Annotated in this window: 20 protein-coding genes; 12 read left to right on the top strand and 8 right to left on the bottom strand. The window is 33.8% G+C overall.

Annotated elements, in window-relative coordinates:
• From ACFQ1Q_RS04655 to ACFQ1Q_RS04620, 8 genes are all read left to right on the top strand, one after another.
• On the top strand, nt 1–696 hold the full coding sequence (locus ACFQ1Q_RS04655) for a hypothetical protein (RefSeq protein ID WP_386128475.1): 696 nt from the start codon (nt 1–3) through the stop codon (nt 694–696).
• Between the two features lie 56 nt (nt 697–752).
• Nucleotides 753–1,244 carry a hypothetical protein gene (locus ACFQ1Q_RS04650; protein WP_386128473.1) on the top strand — a complete coding sequence of 164 codons (492 nt, stop codon included), beginning with the start codon at nt 753–755 and terminating at the stop codon, nt 1,242–1,244.
• 89 nt (nt 1,245–1,333) lie between these two features.
• Nucleotides 1,334–2,791 carry an oligosaccharide flippase family protein gene (locus ACFQ1Q_RS04645; RefSeq protein ID WP_386128471.1) on the top strand — a complete coding sequence of 486 codons (1,458 nt, stop codon included), beginning with the start codon at nt 1,334–1,336 and terminating at the stop codon, nt 2,789–2,791.
• Between the two features lie 34 nt (nt 2,792–2,825).
• Nucleotides 2,826–3,260: a dUTP diphosphatase gene (dut, locus tag ACFQ1Q_RS04640; protein WP_386128469.1), complete on the top strand. Its 435-nt coding sequence runs from the start codon at nt 2,826–2,828 to the stop codon at nt 3,258–3,260.
• Nucleotides 3,261–3,323: 63 nt separating this feature from the next.
• Nucleotides 3,324–4,343 carry a sugar phosphate nucleotidyltransferase gene (locus tag ACFQ1Q_RS04635; protein ID WP_386128467.1) on the top strand — a complete coding sequence of 340 codons (1,020 nt, stop codon included), beginning with the start codon at nt 3,324–3,326 and terminating at the stop codon, nt 4,341–4,343.
• 57 nt (nt 4,344–4,400) lie between these two features.
• Complete coding sequence (locus tag ACFQ1Q_RS04630) at nt 4,401–5,762, top strand: tetratricopeptide repeat protein (protein ID WP_386128465.1); 1,362 nt, start codon at nt 4,401–4,403, stop codon at nt 5,760–5,762.
• Nucleotides 5,763–5,765: 3 nt separating this feature from the next.
• On the top strand, nt 5,766–6,557 hold the full coding sequence (locus ACFQ1Q_RS04625) for a DUF4292 domain-containing protein (RefSeq protein WP_386128463.1): 792 nt from the start codon (nt 5,766–5,768) through the stop codon (nt 6,555–6,557).
• Between the two features lies 1 nt (nt 6,558).
• Nucleotides 6,559–7,779 carry a murein hydrolase activator EnvC family protein gene (locus ACFQ1Q_RS04620; protein WP_386128461.1) on the top strand — a complete coding sequence of 407 codons (1,221 nt, stop codon included), beginning with the start codon at nt 6,559–6,561 and terminating at the stop codon, nt 7,777–7,779.
• Here the strand turns inward: ACFQ1Q_RS04620 and ACFQ1Q_RS04615 are convergent.
• From ACFQ1Q_RS04615 to ACFQ1Q_RS04605, 3 genes are all read right to left on the bottom strand, one after another.
• Nucleotides 7,776–7,991, bottom strand: a complete 216-nt coding sequence (locus tag ACFQ1Q_RS04615) for a DUF6515 family protein (protein WP_386128459.1) — start codon at nt 7,989–7,991, stop codon at nt 7,776–7,778. The genes ACFQ1Q_RS04620 and ACFQ1Q_RS04615 overlap by 4 nt on opposite strands.
• A gap of 57 nt (nt 7,992–8,048) precedes the next feature.
• On the bottom strand, nt 8,049–8,558 hold the full coding sequence (locus tag ACFQ1Q_RS04610) for an acyl-CoA thioesterase (protein ID WP_386128457.1): 510 nt from the start codon (nt 8,556–8,558) through the stop codon (nt 8,049–8,051).
• A gap of 66 nt (nt 8,559–8,624) precedes the next feature.
• Nucleotides 8,625–9,563: an HU domain-containing protein gene (locus ACFQ1Q_RS04605; RefSeq protein ID WP_386128455.1), complete on the bottom strand. Its 939-nt coding sequence runs from the start codon at nt 9,561–9,563 to the stop codon at nt 8,625–8,627.
• Between the two features lie 98 nt (nt 9,564–9,661).
• On the opposite strand from ACFQ1Q_RS04605, the gene dprA reads away from it, so the two are divergent.
• A complete protein-coding gene (gene dprA / locus ACFQ1Q_RS04600) occupies nt 9,662–10,765 on the top strand; it encodes a DNA-processing protein DprA (protein WP_386128453.1) in 1,104 nt (367 codons plus the stop codon).
• Here dprA and trpS read toward each other — a convergent pair.
• Entirely contained in the window at nt 10,762–11,733 is a 972-nt protein-coding gene (gene trpS, locus ACFQ1Q_RS04595) for a tryptophan--tRNA ligase (RefSeq protein ID WP_386128451.1), read from the bottom strand. The two genes, dprA and trpS, sit on opposite strands and share 4 nt — an antisense overlap.
• 188 nt (nt 11,734–11,921) lie before the next feature.
• On the opposite strand from trpS, the gene ACFQ1Q_RS04590 reads away from it, so the two are divergent.
• Nucleotides 11,922–12,668 (top strand): lysophospholipid acyltransferase family protein, encoded by a 747-nt coding sequence (locus ACFQ1Q_RS04590; protein ID WP_386128449.1) that lies wholly within the window; start codon nt 11,922–11,924, stop codon nt 12,666–12,668.
• Between the two features lie 92 nt (nt 12,669–12,760).
• Here the strand turns inward: ACFQ1Q_RS04590 and ACFQ1Q_RS04585 are convergent, their stop codons facing one another.
• The 4 genes from ACFQ1Q_RS04585 to recA all read right to left on the bottom strand — a co-directional run bounded on the left by ACFQ1Q_RS04585 (nt 12,761) and on the right by recA (nt 16,450).
• Nucleotides 12,761–14,341, bottom strand: coding sequence for a hypothetical protein (locus tag ACFQ1Q_RS04585; protein ID WP_386128447.1), 1,581 nt, complete (start codon nt 14,339–14,341; stop codon nt 12,761–12,763).
• Between the two features lie 2 nt (nt 14,342–14,343).
• Entirely contained in the window at nt 14,344–14,886 is a 543-nt protein-coding gene (locus tag ACFQ1Q_RS04580; protein ID WP_386128445.1) for an RNA polymerase sigma factor, read from the bottom strand.
• A gap of 31 nt (nt 14,887–14,917) precedes the next feature.
• On the bottom strand, nt 14,918–15,325 hold the full coding sequence (locus ACFQ1Q_RS04575) for a hypothetical protein (protein ID WP_386128443.1): 408 nt from the start codon (nt 15,323–15,325) through the stop codon (nt 14,918–14,920).
• Between the two features lie 117 nt (nt 15,326–15,442).
• Nucleotides 15,443–16,450, bottom strand: a complete 1,008-nt coding sequence (recA, locus tag ACFQ1Q_RS04570) for a recombinase RecA (protein WP_386128441.1) — start codon at nt 16,448–16,450, stop codon at nt 15,443–15,445.
• 394 nt (nt 16,451–16,844) lie between these two features.
• Between recA and trhO the strand changes: the two genes are divergently transcribed.
• On the top strand, nt 16,845–17,909 hold the full coding sequence (trhO, locus tag ACFQ1Q_RS04565; protein WP_386128439.1) for an oxygen-dependent tRNA uridine(34) hydroxylase TrhO: 1,065 nt from the start codon (nt 16,845–16,847) through the stop codon (nt 17,907–17,909).
• Nucleotides 17,910–18,074: 165 nt separating this feature from the next.
• Nucleotides 18,075–18,629: a hypothetical protein gene (locus tag ACFQ1Q_RS04560; RefSeq protein WP_386128437.1), complete on the top strand. Its 555-nt coding sequence runs from the start codon at nt 18,075–18,077 to the stop codon at nt 18,627–18,629.
• Nucleotides 18,630–18,741 lie beyond the last annotated feature (112 nt).

Raw genomic sequence — 18,741 nt, 5'->3', positions numbered from 1 at the left:
ATGAGAAATACTATAAAATTTATAACAGCCTTATTTACTGTGCTATTTTTTAGCGCTTGTGGCGGTGGTGGCGATGATGGTCCTCCACCAAATTCGGCACCGACACAAGTCACGCAAGTTACATTTCCAACTGCAGATTTACTTTGTGTAAATAACAACATCAATTTTCAATGGAATGCTTCTTCAGACGCAGATAATGATCCAATATCTTATCGTATTGTTATAGCCTTAGATCGGCCATTAACCAACATTGTTGAGCAACGCACAGTAAATAACAATAGTGTTACTATTACTTTACAACAGGGAGTAGCATACTATTGGAATGTTACCGCAATTGATGATATGGGACAAGCTTCAGAACCTTCACAAACTTTAGCGTTTTTTACATCAGGACCAGGAATTACCAATTATGCACCATTTACGGCGGCTCTAAATGCGCCTGCTGATGAAAGTACAGTCGCAGCAGGACAGTTAACATTAGAATGGACTGGCGGTGACACAGATGCAGGAGATACTTTAACATACGATTTATATTTTGGCCAAACCAATGACCCACCATTAAATCAAGCAGGTTTAACTACGGAAAGTGCAGCTGTTACAACAACAGCAGGAAACACATATTTTTGGAGAGTTGACTCCATAGACAATTCTGGCATAAAAACAATCGGACAAGTTTGGACTTTTAGCACAAACTAAGAAAAGTTTTGTAGTGGCATAACTATTGATTATTGGTTAAAACAAGAAGTTCAATTATGAAATCTATAAAAATCTTTATAAAGCTTTTGTGTTTAGCCTTACTTACTGTTAGTTTTTCTCAATGTGCAAGTACGATGAAGTTAGAAAAAGAAGCACCAACGACCTTCGGCGAAACATATTATCAAAATTGGGTAGCAGGTGTTCAAGGTGGCGGTTCTGGTATAAATGTGTTTATTGAAGTTAATTCAAAAAGCATACAACTAGATAGTATTTATTTTAGAGGAAACATTGCTAAGCTTCAAACGAAACCTTCTAATAAGCAAATGTATATAGGTAGATTTAGTACCGAAGCTAATAAGAGTTTGTATGAAACACTTTCCAAATCAGATGTGAAGTTGCAAGATGAAGATTTTCCATTTAAATTGGACAACAGTGAGTGTGTGGTAAGTTATTCTGAAGATGGAAAACAGAAGTATTTTAAAATTTCTAATCTAAAAGAAAAACCACTCGAAGCTTTGCCAATGTCCGCACCGCCAAATAAAAATTAAGCTTACATTTATATAAATCAAAACCTCACAATATCTGTGAGGTTTTTTTGTTTTAAAAATGGTATTTTTAACCAGATATATTATAGAGATTGAACGGATTTAAAAGCCTTTTTAAACAAACATTCATTTACGGTTTAGCAACAGTTTTACCTCGTATGCTAAGCTTTTTATTAGTGCCACTTTATACAAATCCCGAAGTGATGTCGGTTGAAGAATATGGTCGTGTATCCTTTATTTTTGCCTACTTCGTGTTATTTAATGTGGTTTTAGCTTACGGAATGGAAACCGCATTTTTTCGATTTTTCAATAAAGAAAAACATCCCGAAAAAGTAACAAGTACAGCAAGTATATCTTTAATGGTATCGTCCGTTTTGGTTTTAGGAATAGCTTTTTTATTTCGAGATTTTATAGCCAATGCCATTGAAATAGATTTAAAATACCTAAATCTAGTCTTCATTATATTACTCTTAGATGCTTTAGTAATCATACCATTTGCGTGGTTAAGAGCAACTAAAAAACCTTCTAAATATGCCTTAATTAAGATTCTTAATGTTGTTATTAATTTAGGATTAAACGTCTTTTTGTTATTGTACTTAAAAGGGCTTTCAAACGACTTTGATATTCTAAAAAGTATTTATAAGCCAGATTTTGAAATCAGCTATATTTTCATTTCTAATATTGTTGCAAGTGGAGTTACACTGCTTTTGTTAATTCCGTTTTACACAAAAATTAAATATAGTTTTGACTTAATTCTCTGGAAGCAAATGCTCAAATATGCTACGCCAGTTTTAATAGCGGGAGTTGCATATTCAATTAACGAAACATTTGATAGAATTTTACTTAAAGAATTATTGCCATCAGATATTTCAGAAGTTCAAATAGGAATGTATTCCGCTTGTTATAAAATAGCACTGTTTATGACACTATTTGCAACAGCATTTAGATTAGGAATAGAACCTTATTTTTTTAGTCATTCAAAAACCGCAAATCCTCAAAAAAATTATGCTAAAATATTAGAATTTTTTGTAGCGTTTGGTTCTGTTATTTTACTAGCGGTTGTTGTTTTTTCAGATTTTATAAAACCCATAATCATAAAAAGTGAAGCATATTATGAGGCGATGTGGATTGTCCCATTAATTTTAATTGCAAATTTTTGTTTGGGTATTTATCACAATTTATCAGTTTGGTACAAAGTCACAGACCGTACGAAATTTGGCGGCTATATTTCTGTTTTGGGAGCTATTGTAACACTGGTTATAAATTATCTTTTGATTCCGCATATTGGATTTAAAGCTTCTGCGATTGCTACAGTTTCAGCTTATGGAATTATGATGCTGATATCATTTTATTACGGTCAAAAATATTATCCAATTCCGTATAATTTCAAGAAAATAGCAATTTATTTTGTTTTGTCTGTTGTCTTTTCAACTGTATATTTTTATGGATTTAGAGAGAACTATTTCGTCGGTTTTGGAGCATTAATCGTATTTTTGATTGTTGTATTTCAACTTGAAAAAAAGAATATTTCAGTATTAATCAAAAACTAATTTTTTTCAGTCAAAAAAGAAAGAAGATAGACGTATGACAATAAAAATCATTAACAAATCCAATCACAATTTACCACATTACGAAACCATTGCTTCAGCAGGCATGGATTTAAGAGCAAATATAAACGAGTCAATTGTGTTAAAACCTTTAGAGCGTACTATCGTTAAAACAGGTTTATTCATAGAATTGCCAATTGGTACAGAAGCACAAGTGCGTCCACGAAGCGGTTTAGCTGCCAAAAAAGGAATTACAGTACTTAATGCTCCAGGTACAGTTGATGCCGATTATAGGGGCGAAATCGGCGTTATTTTGGTCAATTTATCTAGCAAAGATTTCACCATAGAAAACGGCGAACGCATTGCTCAACTCGTTATCGCAAAACACGAGCGTGCCGATTGGCAAGAAGTCCAAGAATTGTCTGAAACATCACGTGGCGAAGGCGGATTTGGTAGCACTGGCGTAAAATAATTTAGCAGAAATAATGGTTGATATACGATTCAACAATTCAACAACAAACAACTTGACAATAAAATGAAAATAATAGTCCCAATGGCAGGTCGCGGTTCGCGATTAAGACCACATAGTTTAACCGTTCCAAAACCATTAATTCCTGTTGCAGGTCAGCCAATCGTGCATCGTTTGGTAAAAGATATAGCCAAGGTTTTAAAACAGCCAATCGAAGAAATTGCTTTTGTTCTTGGTGACCCAGCTTTTTTTGGAGATGATGTGGTTTCAAAATTAGAAGCACTTGCTAAAAGTCTTGGAGCAAAAGCATCAATTTACAGACAAGACCAACCTTTAGGAACAGGTCATGCTATTATGAGCGCAGAACCTTCATTATCTGGTCCAGCAGTTATTGCGTATGCAGACACTTTAATTCGGGCTCAATTTGATTTAGACCCAACAGCCGACGCAGTTATTTGGACAAAGCAGGTCAAAAATCCTGAAGCTTATGGTGTTGTAAAACTCAACGAAAACAAGGAAATTATAGAACTTGTAGAAAAGCCTGAAACTTTTGTAAGTGACCAAGCCGTTATCGGTATTTACTATTTTAAAGATGTGGCGGTTTTAAAAGATAAATTGCAAGAAGTTTTAGATGAAAACGTAATGAATGGTGGCGAATACCAAATTAATGACGGTATAAAACGCATGATGGCTGATGGGAAAATTTTTAAAACAGGTACTGTAGACGAGTGGATGGACTGCGGAAACAAAGCTGTAACGCTAGATACTAATACCAGAATGTTAGGGTTTTTAAAAGCAGATGGCGAAGAACAACTCATTCACGATTCTGTAATTTTAGAAAACTCAAAAATTATAGAGCCTTGCTTCATAGGCGAAAATGTCGTTTTAAAAAATAGCATTATTGGGCCAAATGTGTCGATTGGAGAAAATACACTTATTCACGATTCAGTCGTTAAAAATAGCTTAATTCAAACCCAAACTCATATCAAAAGTGCTACATTAGACCAAGCTATGATTGGCAATCACGTTAAGTATAATGGCAAGTTTACTGAGATTAGTATTGGCGATTATACACAAATGGAATAATAATTGAATATAATAAATGGCAGCTATATCCAGTGAAGTCGATATATCACATTTTCAATGTTAAAAAATATCTACATATTAACCATAATCTTCGGAATGCTTTGCGTTCCGCAGATAATTTATGCTCAAGATAATACCAATGACGAGCCTGAAGACGATTTAGGTAACGTAACAGATGCTTATCAAGAAAGTTTTTTTGAAGCATTAAAGCAAAAAGCCATTGAAAATTATGAACGCGCTATTGATGCACTCCAAAAATGTAAAGAAATAGACAGCCAAAAACCAGTGATTTATTTCGAATTAGGTAAGAACTATAACGCACTGAAAAAGTTTGATGCAGCCGAAGAAAATCTAAAAATCGCCATTAAAATGCAACCTGATAATGAGTGGTTTTTAGATGAACTCTACGATGTATATTACCGTCAAGATGATATAGATAATGCCATTAAAACGGTAAAGCAGTTGGTAAAATACCATCCAGACTACAAACAAGATTTAGCGACACTCTACATTAAAAAAGAAAAGTTTACGGAAGCCATTTCGCTTTTAGATGAACTCGATAGAGAATTAGGCACAGACGAAGTTCGTACCGAAATGCGGAATAATATTTACAGTCTTTCTGGTAATGCTGATGTTGAAATAGAGAACTTGAAAAACAGAATTTCAGCAAACCCAAATAACGAAAACAACTATCTGCAACTCATTTACAGATACGGACAAACAGGACAAGCTAAAGAAGCTTACGATACGGCAAAGCAATTACTAAGTGTAAAACCAGATTCTAAATTTGTGCATTTAGCTTTATATAAATTTTATCTCGAAGAAGGTAAAGTAGATGATGCTGTTGCCTCTATGAAATTGGTGCTGAATGCCTCAGAAATTGATGAGCAATCAAAATCTAAAGTGCTTAAAGATTTTGTAGCCTTTGTGAAAAAAAATCCGCAGTATCAAAAAGATTTAATCGAAGCAACCGATGGCGTCGATACGCAAAAAGATACCGAGTCACTTTCAAATTTAGGAACTTATTATCTCAAATCTGGAGATAAAGCAAAAGCACTTCAAAATTATAAAGAAGCACTTAAACAATCGCCTAATGATTTTAAATTATTAAGAGATATTATTTTGCTTCAAATAGATTTAAAACAATTTAATGACGCCTTAAAACAAAGCGAAAATGCTCTCGAATTATATCCAGCGCAACCTATTTTATATTTGTTAAATGGTGTTTCTAACATCAATTTAAACAATCCAAAAAACGCTATTGATAGTTTAGAAATGGGATTAGATTTTTTAGTCGAAAACCCTAAAATGGAGCGCGATTTTTACCTTCAATTAAGTCAAGCTTATGGAGCAACAAATAATAATGTAAAGTCTAAAGCGTTTGCTAAAAAGGCAGAAGCCATAAAAGTGTCCAATTAATTTATGAAGCAATTACTTAATTATAATTTTAAAACATCAGCAGCCGTACTCTTTTTGTTCTTAGTAATGATGTCGTGTGGCTCTGCAAAATCTGTTGTTGCTGAAGGCGAAGCCAATCCAAATTTATCGGCAAAACAAGTTATTAGAGCGCATCAAAAAAATGAAGTTAATTTTAAAACACTTCAGGCTAGAGCTAAAATAGACATTACTCAAAACGATAAAACACAAGGCGCTACATTTACGCTTCGTATACAAAAGGACGAAACTATTTGGTTGAGTGCGCCATTAGGTTTGGCGCGTATGATGATTACACCCAAAAAAGTGCAGTTTTATAACAAAACTGATAACACGTTTTTTGATGGTGATTACAAACTGTTAAGTGATTTTGTCGGGTTTGATTTAGACTTTAATAAAGTACAAAACATCTTAATGGGTCAAGCCATTTACGATTTAAAAGCACAACCACATCAGGTCGATATTCAAGAAAAATCTTATGTCTTATCGCCTAAAAATCAAAACCCATTATTGGAATTGTTTTACTTAATGAATGCTACACATTACAAGTTGAATTCGCTTCAACTAGCGCAAAACTCCCAACAACGTATTTTGCAAGTCGATTATAAATCTTACCAAAATGTAAGTAAAAATATTCTTCCAAAAGAAGTAAATATTATTGCGGTTGAAGGTACAGACCAAGCCTTGATTGATATGGAAATAAAATCTGTGACGCTAAATGAAGAGGTGCGTTTTCCGTTTAAAATTCCTTCAGGTTATACCGAAATTGAATTAAAATAATATGCGTTTAAAATCTATTTTTCTTATTGTTTTGTTGTCGTTATTTTCTGTAACGACCATTACTGCACAGAGCAAAGAACAGAAAGAATTAGAAGCCAAGCGTCAGCAAATTTTAAAAGAGTTAAGCCGTTATAATGCGCTTTACAACAAAGAAAAGAAGAAAGAAACTTCGGTTATAAAACAGGTAGAGGATGTTAATTATAAAATTCGCGTTAAACAGAATTTAATTAAAATCACCAATGAGCAAGCCAATCAGTTGACGCGAGATATCAATAACAATCAAAATCAAATTACAGATTTACGTAATCAATTAACGGCACTTAAAGAAGATTACGCCAAAATGATTGTAAAGTCTTACAAAAGCAAATCTGAGCAAAGTAAGATTATGTTTTTACTATCGTCTGATAATTTTAAGCAAGCCTACAAACGTTTACAATATATCAATCAATACAAAGCTTACCAAAAGAAACAAGCCGAAGAAATTAAAACGAAAACCGAAGTTTTACAAAAGCTTAATCTACAATTAGCCGAACAAAAAGAGCAAAAGAAAAAACTCATTGCCGAAAACCGAAAGGCAAAACGCGAGTTAGAGCAAGAAGTTGCCGAGCAAGAAGCTTTAATGGCATTGATTAGAAAAGATATTAAAAAGCACAGTCTTGCCATTAGAAAAAAGCGTCAAGAAGCAGAACGTATAGATAAAGAAATAAATCGATTAATCCGTGAAGCTATCGCGGCATCTAACAAAAAAGCTGGTAAAACATCGTCAACAGGTAAGTTTGTTTTAACACCAGCAGGAAAAGCTTTAGCGGCTAATTTTGAGTCTAATCGTGGTAAATTGCCTTGGCCAGTTGACCGTGGTGTGATTAAAAGTAAATACGGATTGCAACGCTCAATTACAGATGGTGCTGTAAAGCAAAACTACAAAAGTATCTATATTGCCACTGAAAATAATGCTGAGGTAAAATCGGTTTTTAATGGCGAAGTTTATAAGATTATGGTCATTAAAAATGCGAATCCAGCGGTTATGATAAGCCACGGAAATTACATTACTGTTTACATGAATATGGCATCAATCAATGTAAAACCTGGACAGAAATTAAAAACAGGAGATGTTATAGGTAAAGCTTTTACCAATAAAACAAGTGGCGAAACTTTGTTAGGATTTCGGGTTTACAAAAATGATGCTACGCAAAATCCTGAATATTGGTTGTCTAAGAATTAAATTCTCATCACGACATATCCTTTTCGTGTTTTGCGATAGTGTTTGCCATTCCAAGTATAATACCTATTACCATTAATACGCACAACTTTATAATCACGAGGCAATGTTTTTACCACAGTTACTGTGTTTGGCTGTCTTACAACAACACGTCGTGCACAACTGTTTACGCTTAAAAAGAAAGTAAGTCCTAAAAGGATTAATAAATTTTTCATTGTAATGCATATTTGGGTTTACAATGAGTAAGACTGAAATATAAAAAGAAGGTTTAATTACTCAAACAACGCCTTTAATTCCGTAGCATCATCAGCTTTCATTTTTCCTGCTAAAACTAAACTTAATTGTTTTCGACGCAACGCAGCAGCGTAACGTTCTTTTTCTAATTCCGTTTCTGGGATGAGTTCTGGTACTTTTACTGGTCGTCCAGTTTCGTCAACGGCAACAAAAGTATAAATGGCTTCGTTAGCTTTAATACATTCGCCAGATTCACGGTCTTCTATCCAAACATCGAGATACACTTCCATAGAAGATGTAAATGCACGCGACACTTTAGCTTCAATGGTGACTACACTTCCTAATGGAATAGACCGATTAAAAGCCACATGGTTTACAGAAGCGGTAACTACAATTCGGCGCGAGTGGCGACGAGCAGCAATACTTGCTGAACGGTCCATTCGTGCTAAAAGTTCACCACCAAAAAGATTGTTGAGCGGATTTGTTTCACTTGGTAAAACAAGGTCAGTAACTATGGTTTTAGATTGAAATGCGGTACGTGCTTCCATAAAAAATGAATTCTTTTTGCAAAGGTAAATTCATTTTGAAGAATATGAGTAAGATTTTGTATTTAGTTACCTATCCAAATCCTTAACCAACAACCAAGCGTCTTTATTGTGGTTTTTTCTAATACTATACATAGCGCGTTGAGCTTCGCTTCGGGTTTCGTAACTTGAGTATACGACCTCATAAAGTCCGTAACGGTTAGCCCCAATTTTTCTGGCTTTATAACCTAACGCTTTTAGTTGTTCTACATTTTTGTCTGAATTGGCTTCAACTCTAAAAGCACCAGCAACTACGTGGTAATTTCCTACTTGCTTTTCAACCGAAAGTGTAGCCGTTGGTAACGGATTACTTATAAAAAAAGTAGCTTCTTGTATTTTATTATCAATCTCGGTTTTGGCTTCTTGCTCTGCAATTTCGTTATGCGTGTTTACGTTATCCGAAAAATATTTGCCAGCTCCAAGTCCGCTTAAACCTAAAACAACAACAGCCGCAGCGGCATATTTTATCCAATTGCTAGAGCGCTTTTCTGGCGTTAAAACAATAGGTGCTTTTTCTTCAATAGCTTCAGCTTCTTGTTTATAAACTTCGCGAGCAATGTCTGTAGAATTGAAATGTGATAAACCAAAAGCATCTGTTAAATAGTTAACGTGATATGATGGATTAAAAACAATACTACCTTCAGAATTTAATGATAAATCACCAATATTTTGAAACGAAATCATTTCGCCTTCAACCAAATAAGATTTAATTGATTTAACTTGTTTGGCAATTTTTTCTACAGCAACGGTATATGGAATCTTTTCAATTTCAGATATATAATTGGCCAATAAACCATCATTATTCTGCAATTGTTCGTTAAACGATAACACCTTTTTTGGTGGGTAAAACGTGTGTGTAGATTCGTGTATTTTGGCAGACACGCGGTTGGTTAAAAACGCACCAAAATTAGGCACGGTTACACAATCGTATCTGTAAAGTAAGTCGCTGATGTAAGTTTCTAAATGCATATACACAAATTTAGAAATTTTTAATTGCCGTCATAGGTTGAGGCGCCAAATTTATTAACAGTCTAAAAAAAATGTATTTTTAAGCTTTAAAATTTTTCATGACTGAAGACCAACTCATAAAAACTTTAGCCTTGCAGCATGTTCCGAAAATTGGTGGAACAACAGCAAAAAAGCTCATTGCCCATTGCGGAAGTGCTGAGGCTGTTTTTAAAGAAAAGAAAAGCAACCTTTTAAAAATCGATGGAATTGGTACGCTAACTATTGAAGGGTTACATGACAAAATTCATTTTGAAGAAGCCGAAAAAGAACTGACTTTCATTAAAGCAAATAACATTAAATACAGTTATTTTTTAGGTGAAAAATATCCTGAACGGCTTAAACATTGCATTGATGGTCCATTAATTTTATTTGAAGCTGGAAACATAAACCTTAAAAATAAACATATCATCAGCATTGTTGGCGCTCGAAAAATAACAACAAGAGGCATTACATTTTGCGAAAAGCTAGTTGAGGAATTAGCGCCTTATAATCCAGTTATAGTTTCGGGTTTTGCTTACGGAACAGACATTACAGCGCATAAAGCAGCAATAAAAAACAATCTGCAAACTATAGGTTGTTTGGCGCATGGTTTAAATCAAATTTATCCGAAAGTACATAAAAAGTATATGGCAGATGTCGAAAAGCACGGCGGTTTTTATACCGATTTTTGGAGTACAGATACGTTTGATAGAAAAAACTTCCTAAAACGAAACCGAATCATTGCTGGATTAAGTGAAGCTACAATTGTCATAGAATCTGCCGAAAAAGGCGGTAGTCTAGTCACGGCAGACATCGCCAATTCGTACAATCGTGATGTATTTGCAGTACCTGGACGAGTCACCGATTCTCAAAGTGTAGGCTGTAATAATTTAATAAAAGCCAATCAGGCACATTTATTATCAACACCTTTGGATGTGCCTTATATTTTGGGCTGGGAATTAGAAGATGAAGTCAAACCAGCAGTACAAAAACAGCTTTTTGTTGAGTTAGAACCTGATGAGAAGGTAGTTTACAATTTCCTAAAAGATAATAATAAAGAACTGCTTGATGTTATTGCGCTAAATTGCAATATGCCAACATATAAACTCGCAAGTGTACTATTGAATATGGAATTGAAAGGAGTCGTAAGACCTTTGCCAGGAAAGTTGTTTGAGATTGTTTAGTATCCTACTTTTTCTCTTACTCGACACAATACATCATTAGCAACAGACTTAGCCTTTTCAGCACCAACAGCTAAAGCAGCATCAACTTCGTTAAGGTTATCCATATAATAATTGTAACGCTCACGAGGTTCTGCAAAACGTTCTAAAATCAATTCATATAAAGCTTGTTTAGCATGACCGTAACCATAGTTTCCGTTTTCGTAATTGGCTTTCATTTCCGCAGTATCAGCTTCATTTGCTAATAAACTATACAAAGCAAAACAATTGCAAGTTGACCAATCTTTTGGGTCTTCTAGAGCTGTACTATCGGTTTGGATAGACATGATTTGTTTTCTTAATTTCTTTTCTGGCAAAAAGATATTGATGGTATTGCCTTTGCTTTTGCTCATTTTGGCGCCATCCGTACCAGGAATAAGCATGGTTTCTTTTTGCACATCGGCTTTTGGCAATACAAAGGTTTCTCCTTTAATCTTGGCATGGAATCGAGACGCGACATCGCGTGTCATTTCAATATGTTGTTCTTGGTCTTTTCCAACGGGAATCACTTCAGCATCATACAATAAAATATCTGCTGCCATTAACATTGGATAGGTAAATAAACCCGCATTAACGTCTTCTAAACGGTCGGCTTTATCCTTAAAACTATGCGCCAAGGTTAAACGTTGGTATGGAAAAAAACAGCTTAAATACCAAGACAATTCCGTCACTTGTGGAATATCACTTTGTCTATAAAACACCGTTTTTTCGATATCTAAACCAAAAGCTAACCAAGTTGCTGCCGTAGAGTATGTGTTTTGTCTAAGCGTTTCGGCATCTTTTATCTGAGTTAATGAATGCATATCTGCAATAAACAAAAACGAATCGTTAGCATCGTTTTCTGCCTTTTCTATTGCGGGTATTATCGCACCTAAAATATTTCCTAAATGTGGTGTGCCGGTACTTTGTATGCCTGTGAGTATTCTTGCCATAATCACTTTCCACGCGAGTGGGAATCTTTTAAAATTAATATTTTTAGGTGTTTTTTCAGAATAAATTCAAACTAAAAACACTTTAATTTTACTATTTCACAACAATACTTTAATGAAGCTTCATTGTGTTAGGACAAAGGTAATTTTTTCTGTAAGACTATTTAATTTATTTAGCTAGTTTTGGAGCGATGAAATTATTTAAATATCCATTCTGGATTATATACCGCATTTGGTTTTACGTTTTGGTAGCTATTCCTATTTTGGTGTTGTTGCCATTTTTGTTGTTGTCTATTTCTAGAGAACAATGGTATCCGTATTTTTTTAGACTCGCGCGTTTTTGGGCTAAGTTTATTTTAATTGGTATGGGTTTTAATTACAAAATTAAAAGAGAGCAAACTCCTGATAAAAACTCGAGTTACATGTTTGTAGCCAACCACACATCAATGACGGATATTATGCTTATGCTAGCGGCTGTTAAAAATCCGTTTGTATTTGTAGGAAAAAAGGAGTTGGCTAAAATTCCGTTGTTTGGTTTTTTCTATAAACGCACTTGTATTTTGGTAGATAGAAGTAGCGCCAAAAGTAGGCAAGCTGTTTTTTTAAGAGCGCAACGTCGTTTGAAACAAGGCTTGAGTATTTGTATATTTCCTGAAGGTGGCGTACCAGAAGAATCTATACTTTTAGACAGTTTTAAAGATGGTGCTTTTAGAATGGCAATTAACCAGCAAATACCAATTGTACCGATAACTTTTTACGACAATAAAAAACGGTTTTCATGGACATTTTTTAGTGGTGGACCAGGAAAAATGCGTGTTAAAATCCATCAATTTATTTCTACGGAAGGATTAACTATTGACGATACAAGAAATCTTAACGAAAAGACTAGGCAGTTAATTTTAAAAGATTTAGAGGAAGACCAAGAGCCTACTAAATAAAAAAGCCGCTCAAACCACTGAGCGACTTTTTGTATAGTTATTGACATCATTGCTTACTTGAGTTACAATAACTACGGTCTAACTAAAAAAACCTAAAACTTAAAACTTAAGCCTGTATAAACACCAATAAAAAATGGTCTAAAGTCACCAGATGTGTTATTAAATGTGTTGATTTGATACTTGAACTTTGGTTCAAGATTTATATTTAATTTTTCTGTAATGCTATAATCTACACCAATACCAAAATTAGCACTAAAGCTGGTTTGGTTTATATTATTGGCTTCGCCCAACAATGTGTTTTCGCCATTAATATCAGCAAAAATCTCGTTGTCGTTTAGTAATAACGTACTAAAACCACTACTTACATTTAAGCCAAGTTTTTTATCTACTAATCGGTACTCAACTTCTAATGGAATCTCAATAAAACCAAAACGTTGTTCTAAATCTCCAGTTTCAATGGTACGAATAGCCTCTGGAACAGAATTAGCATCAATATTTGGTCTGCTTAATAACATAAGCGACTGATTATTTAATCCATCTTTTAAATCTATATTTTGCAAACGTCCAGCTGCTGAAGCCACAGAAGAAAAACTATTGTCATTCATTGCAATAACATCATTAGTTGTGTTGCTAAAGTTTACGCGGTTAACACCAGCCGTAATTTTTAACCTGCTATTTACAGCATAACTACCCTTAACTCCATAACTCATGTTAATGTCGCTCGTAGTATTATTATTAGCAAATTGCGCGTCAATAGATGAACCATTTCCTAAAGAATTAAAATAAACCGGCGCAACATTAGGCGCAATGCTCCACCGGAGAATTTTACTTTCTTCTTCTTTTTCATTTATTGTATTAGCGTCGGCAATTGCCTCTTCTATGTCTTGACCTTTTTCTTCTTTTATTATTTCGAAGATTTTAGAATTATCTTCCAAAGATTTTTCAGTAGCATTAATTTCTGAATTTTTTAAAGTCGAATCGTCTGATTTTGCAACAGCATTAGTCGAATTTTTTGTGCCAGATTTTAAAATCTCTTTTATTTCGTTTTTAGACCTTAATTCATTTGAATTTGAATCTGATTTATTATTGTTTATGTTATCGGTTGAAGCAACCGCATTTTTTTCATAATTTAAATACTTAATATTAGAATTTGATTTTGAAGCGTCTTGATTAATTTGTTTCGAATTTTGAGTTAAAGCTTCACGATTTGATTTGTCTGAAATAAGTGATTTGTTTTTTGATGTGTTTGGAGTGTTTGCCTTCTGATTTAAATTTTTGTTTTGCTCAAGATTGGATGTACTCTCAAAGTTAGAATTATGTTCAACAGTACCAGACTCATCTTCCGCAGTATTCGAAACTACCGCAGAGTCGTCATTTGATTTAGGTGTAATGGTAGAATTGTCTTTTTCAACTTTAGTCGAATCGATTTTATTCGTTTCGACAATAATTGGGTCATGATCATTTGTGTCGAACACAAAATTTCCAACAGCAAAAAGTAAAACTAATGCGGCGGCAACACCACCAAGTTGCCACCAAATAGGAATAATGCGGCGTTTCTTCTTCTTTTCTTGGAGTCTAGCTTCAATGTTTTCCCAAACATTGTCATTTGGTGCCACGTCAAAGTCTTTAAACTTCTCCTGAAACAGGCGGTCGATATGTTTTTTATCGCTCATTTTTATAAGGATTGCGAGTTTAAACTCGCTTTATAATCTTCAATTTTTTGTTTTAAAATCATTCTGGCTCTAGCCAAATTAGATTTTGATGTGCCGTTAGATATTTTTAAAAGTTCGGCTATTTCGTTATGCGAATAACCGTCTAAAACGTAAAGGTTAAAAACCAATCTATATCTATCAGGCAACTCTTGTATAATACTCAGTAAAAAATCTAAGTCAATATCTTCATTTTCAATTTCTAAAGTAACGTCTTCAATTGCATCTGCATCATTTAAACTATAAACACTTGCTTGTCGGTAACGTTGTAAAGCTGTATTAATGGTTATTCTTTTTATCCAACCTTCAAACGATCCTTGATTATTATACTGCTCAATTTTGTTAAATATAGTCACAAACGCATCTTGCAGATTATCTTCTGCTTCTGCGTAGTTTTTAGAATACTTAAGACAAAGTGAAAACAGTTTACTTGCATATTGCTTGTATAGTTGACTCTGAGCGTTAGCATCCTTTTTTTTACAATGTTTTATGAGTTTTTCTAAACTCACATTAAGCTTTGTTTTAGTTAAGGAATAATTTCTATTGCGTTACAGGTACTTCAATAATGAGATAATCATCTTCTCCATTTTGAGTTGTTCCTTGAAAAAACTGAAAAATATATGTATCGTTACTTATGACTCTAAAATCAAAACTAACCTCGGCTTGTACACTTGCAACTGAGCAGTCTGGTTCGTTATATACATTATCGACTACAGCAACTGTTCTGGTATTTCCGTTTGACTGAAAAATGAAGTTATTAAACTCATAACAATCGTTTGGTCTCGTGTAATTAACAGTAATTTCATATGTTTCTCCAAATGTAAATTCATCAGGAATATTAACACCTGTTATAAACATTAATTCGCTTTGAAAATTTGGAGGATTGTTTCCTTCTAAATCGCATGATAAAAATGCTAAGGTTACAAATAATAAAAGAAATTTTTTCATTTGGGTTTATTTATAAATTATAACTTGCTATTTGCAAGATGCAAAAGGTTTCAAAAGGTTGCGTCTAAAACAAAAAAAATCCTGAAAATTTCAGGATTTTATAATTTAAGCACTTTTTTAGGCTTCTGTTTCGTTTACTTTAGCTCTAACTTTTTCTTCAAGCTCATCCATTAATTCTGGATTATCTTTAATCAACGCTTTTACGGCGTCTCGGCCTTGACCAAGCTTTGTGTCTTCGTAACTAAACCATGAACCAGCTTTTTTTATGATGTCATGCTCTACTGCAATATCTAAGATTTCACCAACTTTAGAAATTCCTTCGCCATACATAATATCAAACTCTGCCATTTTAAATGGCGGTGCTACTTTGTTTTTTACAACCTTTACACGCGTTTTGTTACCCATCACGGCGCTATTACTATCTTTAATTTGCGTAGAACGTCTGATGTCTAAACGTACAGACGCATAAAATTTTAAAGCATTACCACCAGTTGTAGTTTCAGGATTACCGAACATTACACCAATTTTTTCACGCAATTGGTTGATGAAAATCATGGTGCAGTTGGTTTTACTTATAGAACCTGTTAATTTTCTTAAAGCTTGAGACATCAAACGGGCGTGAAGTCCCATTTTAGAATCTCCCATTTCGCCTTCAATCTCACTTTTAGGTGTTAATGCTGCAACAGAATCTATGACGATAATATCAATAGCTCCTGAGCGCACTAAATTATCAGCAATCTCTAATGCTTGTTCACCATTATCTGGTTGAGATATAATAAGGTTTTCTAAGTCTACGCCTAATTTTTCAGCATAAAAACGATCAAAAGCATGCTCAGCATCAATAAATGCTGCTATGCCACCCGCTTTTTGAGCCTCAGCAATAGCATGTAAAGTTAAAGTGGTTTTACCAGATGATTCCGGTCCATAAATTTCTATAACTCTTCCTCGTGGATAACCGCCAACACCCAAGGCAATATCTAAACCAAGAGAACCAGATGAGATAGCATCTACATCTTCAATTGCTTGGTCGCTCATTTTCATTACAGTTCCTTTTCCGTAAGCCTTGTCTAACTTGTCTAAAGTTAGCTTTAACGCTTTTAATTTTGCATCTTTTTCGCTACTCATTTTTTGTTTTTTTCTCTATTAATCGTGAAGGTAAAAATAACATTTCTTTTAGGAGATTACAATTTACGACGCAACCATTTTATACTTTTTGCATCTACCTATTGAAAAAGGAAAAAATTGCTATGAATTAGCTTAAGGTTTTAGGTAAAATGAAATTTTTAGGAAAAATTATTCTAAGTAAAACTTTAGGTAAGACAACAGTCGTCTTCTTATTCTGCTGTTGTAAAGCCGATGGTGGTTAGCTCGTTTTAATATGATTTAATTTAAAAAATTAATATTAACAACGAGTTAGTCCTCTAAAAAAGCACTTTGGTAAAAACCAAGGTGCTTTTTTCATTTAAAAAATTACCTTTGCAGCTGAAAATAAATTCTTTAACCTTAAAATTAGTATAGCATGCAACTGTACAATAACTTAAGTAATGAAGAAAGAGCTGCACTTATAGCAGAAGCTGGTAAAGAACGCCTTACCATCTCTTTCTACAAATACGCCAAAATCGGTAACCCAGAACTTTTTAGAAACAACCTTTTTATCAAATGGAATGCGCTCGATGTTTTAGGTCGAATTTACGTTGCAACCGAAGGAATAAACGCACAACTGTCTGTGCCAGCAGACCATTTTAAAGCGTTTAAAAAACACCTTGATTCTATTTCGTTTTTAGAAAATGTAAGATTGAATATCGCCATTGAGCACGATAATTTTTCCTTTTTAAAGCTGAAAATTAAAGTCCGAAACAAAATTGTGGCCGATGGTTTAAACGACGATACGTTTGACGTGACAAACAAAGGTGTTCACGTTAATGCCAAAAAATTTAATGAGCTCATTGAAGACCCAAACACCGTTTTGGTAGATATGCGTAACCATTACGAAAGTGAAATAGGTCATTTTAAAAATGCCATTACACCAGATGTTGACACGTTTAGAGAATCTCTAGATTTAATTGAAGAAGATTTACGTGAGCACAAAGAAGACAAAAAATTAGTGATGTATTGCACAGGCGGAATCCGTTGCGAAAAAGCCAGCGCATACTACAAGCACAAAGGTTTTAAAAATGTCTTTCAGCTCGAAGGCGGAATCATCAACTACGTTCGCCAAATTGAAGCCGAAGGTTTAGAAAATAAATTCATTGGTAAGAATTTTGTGTTTGATGAGCGTCGTTCGGAGAGAATCTCAGATGATGTTATTGCCAATTGCCATCAATGTGGCGAGCCAGCAGATTTGCATACCAATTGCGCAAATGAAGCATGTCACTTGCTCTTTATTCAATGCGATAGCTGTAAAAGTAAAATGGACAATTGCTGCTCCACAAACTGCCAAGAAATTATAAAATTACCTTACAAAGAACAAAAAGAATTACGAAAAGGTCAAGGCAATAGCAACGACATCTTTAAAAAAGGGCGTGCAGATCATTTACCTTACAAAAAGGACTTGCGAAATATTTTTGAGACGTTGAAGAAATAGGATTTTAAGCTTAAGAATTTTCTGTTTTTCAATATCGAGCGACATCCCGACGCTTCGGGAGAGATATAATTGAACACCGAATGTTCCAAGAGTTCTCGACTCTCGCTCGAACTTGAATATTGGCTTTTTTAACTACCTTAGTGTAATCACCTAAAATGATAATTAATGAGTAACATTAAATATTTTATAGCTTTTGCTACAACTTTGTTCTTTACAACAATAGTTATAGCACAAATAAAGCCTTTATATAAATATGATATTGTAGATATTGATGATTATAACGGTTTCGCCGAATATAGATTACAACGTAAAAAATACTTTTTGCACTATAATAAAATCTCAAAAGGCAAAGATTCTATTGTATATAACAAAATTTTAATAAGAGAAAATGACACAATACTTAATATCAAAACTGAAGACATAACTTTTTTCTCAATACTCAAAAAAAGATATTTATTTGTGTCATATTATCCTAAAGAACAGAAAGGAGTGTCTATTGGTTTTTCAATAAGACGATTAGGAAAAGTAGATGTCATAGATTTAAAATATCCTACAAGAAGGTGGTATTTTAATTTAGATAAGGATAAAGGTGTTAGTTTAGACGGTATTCATGATTTTAAACCAGATACAGGAGAAATCATATTCAACTATAAATTTTCCATTGACACAAAAAACAAATCGAAGCCAATACCAACTCATAATTATGCCAACAATTATTAAAACAACTTCATGTATCAAGGTTTATTTACAAAGAGATTTTAGCTTCAAATCAACATACATTGTTTAATAGTTCTATAGTCCATAAATAATTTTATCTTTACTTTTCAAAGAT

Source organism: Winogradskyella litorisediminis (assembly GCF_042675765.1).
Classification (GTDB): Bacteria; Bacteroidota; Bacteroidia; order Flavobacteriales; family Flavobacteriaceae; genus Winogradskyella; species Winogradskyella litorisediminis.
Note: the sequence above shows the minus strand (reverse complement) of the source record. Positions and strands in the feature narration are given on the sequence as shown.

What these genes read in the sequence shown, in the direction of transcription:
- ACFQ1Q_RS04605 (WP_386128455.1), bottom strand. Translation starts at nt 9,563, where the DNA reads ATGCATTTAGAAACTTACATCAGCGACTTACTTTACAGATACGATTGT.
- ACFQ1Q_RS04610 (WP_386128457.1), bottom strand. Translation starts at nt 8,558, where the DNA reads ATGGAAGCACGTACCGCATTTCAATCTAAAACCATAGTTACTGACCTT.
- ACFQ1Q_RS04575 (WP_386128443.1), bottom strand. Translation starts at nt 15,325, where the DNA reads ATGAAAAAATTTCTTTTATTATTTGTAACCTTAGCATTTTTATCATGC.
- ACFQ1Q_RS04630 (WP_386128465.1), top strand. Translation starts at nt 4,401, where the DNA reads ATGTTAAAAAATATCTACATATTAACCATAATCTTCGGAATGCTTTGC.
- trpS (WP_386128451.1), bottom strand. Translation starts at nt 11,733, where the DNA reads ATGGCAAGAATACTCACAGGCATACAAAGTACCGGCACACCACATTTA.
- dprA (WP_386128453.1), top strand. Translation starts at nt 9,662, where the DNA reads ATGACTGAAGACCAACTCATAAAAACTTTAGCCTTGCAGCATGTTCCG.
- recA (WP_386128441.1), bottom strand. Translation starts at nt 16,450, where the DNA reads ATGAGTAGCGAAAAAGATGCAAAATTAAAAGCGTTAAAGCTAACTTTA.
- ACFQ1Q_RS04560 (WP_386128437.1), top strand. Translation starts at nt 18,075, where the DNA reads ATGAGTAACATTAAATATTTTATAGCTTTTGCTACAACTTTGTTCTTT.
- trhO (WP_386128439.1), top strand. Translation starts at nt 16,845, where the DNA reads ATGCAACTGTACAATAACTTAAGTAATGAAGAAAGAGCTGCACTTATA.
- ACFQ1Q_RS04650 (WP_386128473.1), top strand. Translation starts at nt 753, where the DNA reads ATGAAATCTATAAAAATCTTTATAAAGCTTTTGTGTTTAGCCTTACTT.
- ACFQ1Q_RS04620 (WP_386128461.1), top strand. Translation starts at nt 6,559, where the DNA reads ATGCGTTTAAAATCTATTTTTCTTATTGTTTTGTTGTCGTTATTTTCT.
- ACFQ1Q_RS04585 (WP_386128447.1), bottom strand. Translation starts at nt 14,341, where the DNA reads ATGAGCGATAAAAAACATATCGACCGCCTGTTTCAGGAGAAGTTTAAA.
- ACFQ1Q_RS04625 (WP_386128463.1), top strand. Translation starts at nt 5,766, where the DNA reads ATGAAGCAATTACTTAATTATAATTTTAAAACATCAGCAGCCGTACTC.
- ACFQ1Q_RS04655 (WP_386128475.1), top strand. Translation starts at nt 1, where the DNA reads ATGAGAAATACTATAAAATTTATAACAGCCTTATTTACTGTGCTATTT.
- ACFQ1Q_RS04590 (WP_386128449.1), top strand. Translation starts at nt 11,922, where the DNA reads ATGAAATTATTTAAATATCCATTCTGGATTATATACCGCATTTGGTTT.
- dut (WP_386128469.1), top strand. Translation starts at nt 2,826, where the DNA reads ATGACAATAAAAATCATTAACAAATCCAATCACAATTTACCACATTAC.
- ACFQ1Q_RS04635 (WP_386128467.1), top strand. Translation starts at nt 3,324, where the DNA reads ATGAAAATAATAGTCCCAATGGCAGGTCGCGGTTCGCGATTAAGACCA.
- ACFQ1Q_RS04615 (WP_386128459.1), bottom strand. Translation starts at nt 7,991, where the DNA reads ATGAAAAATTTATTAATCCTTTTAGGACTTACTTTCTTTTTAAGCGTA.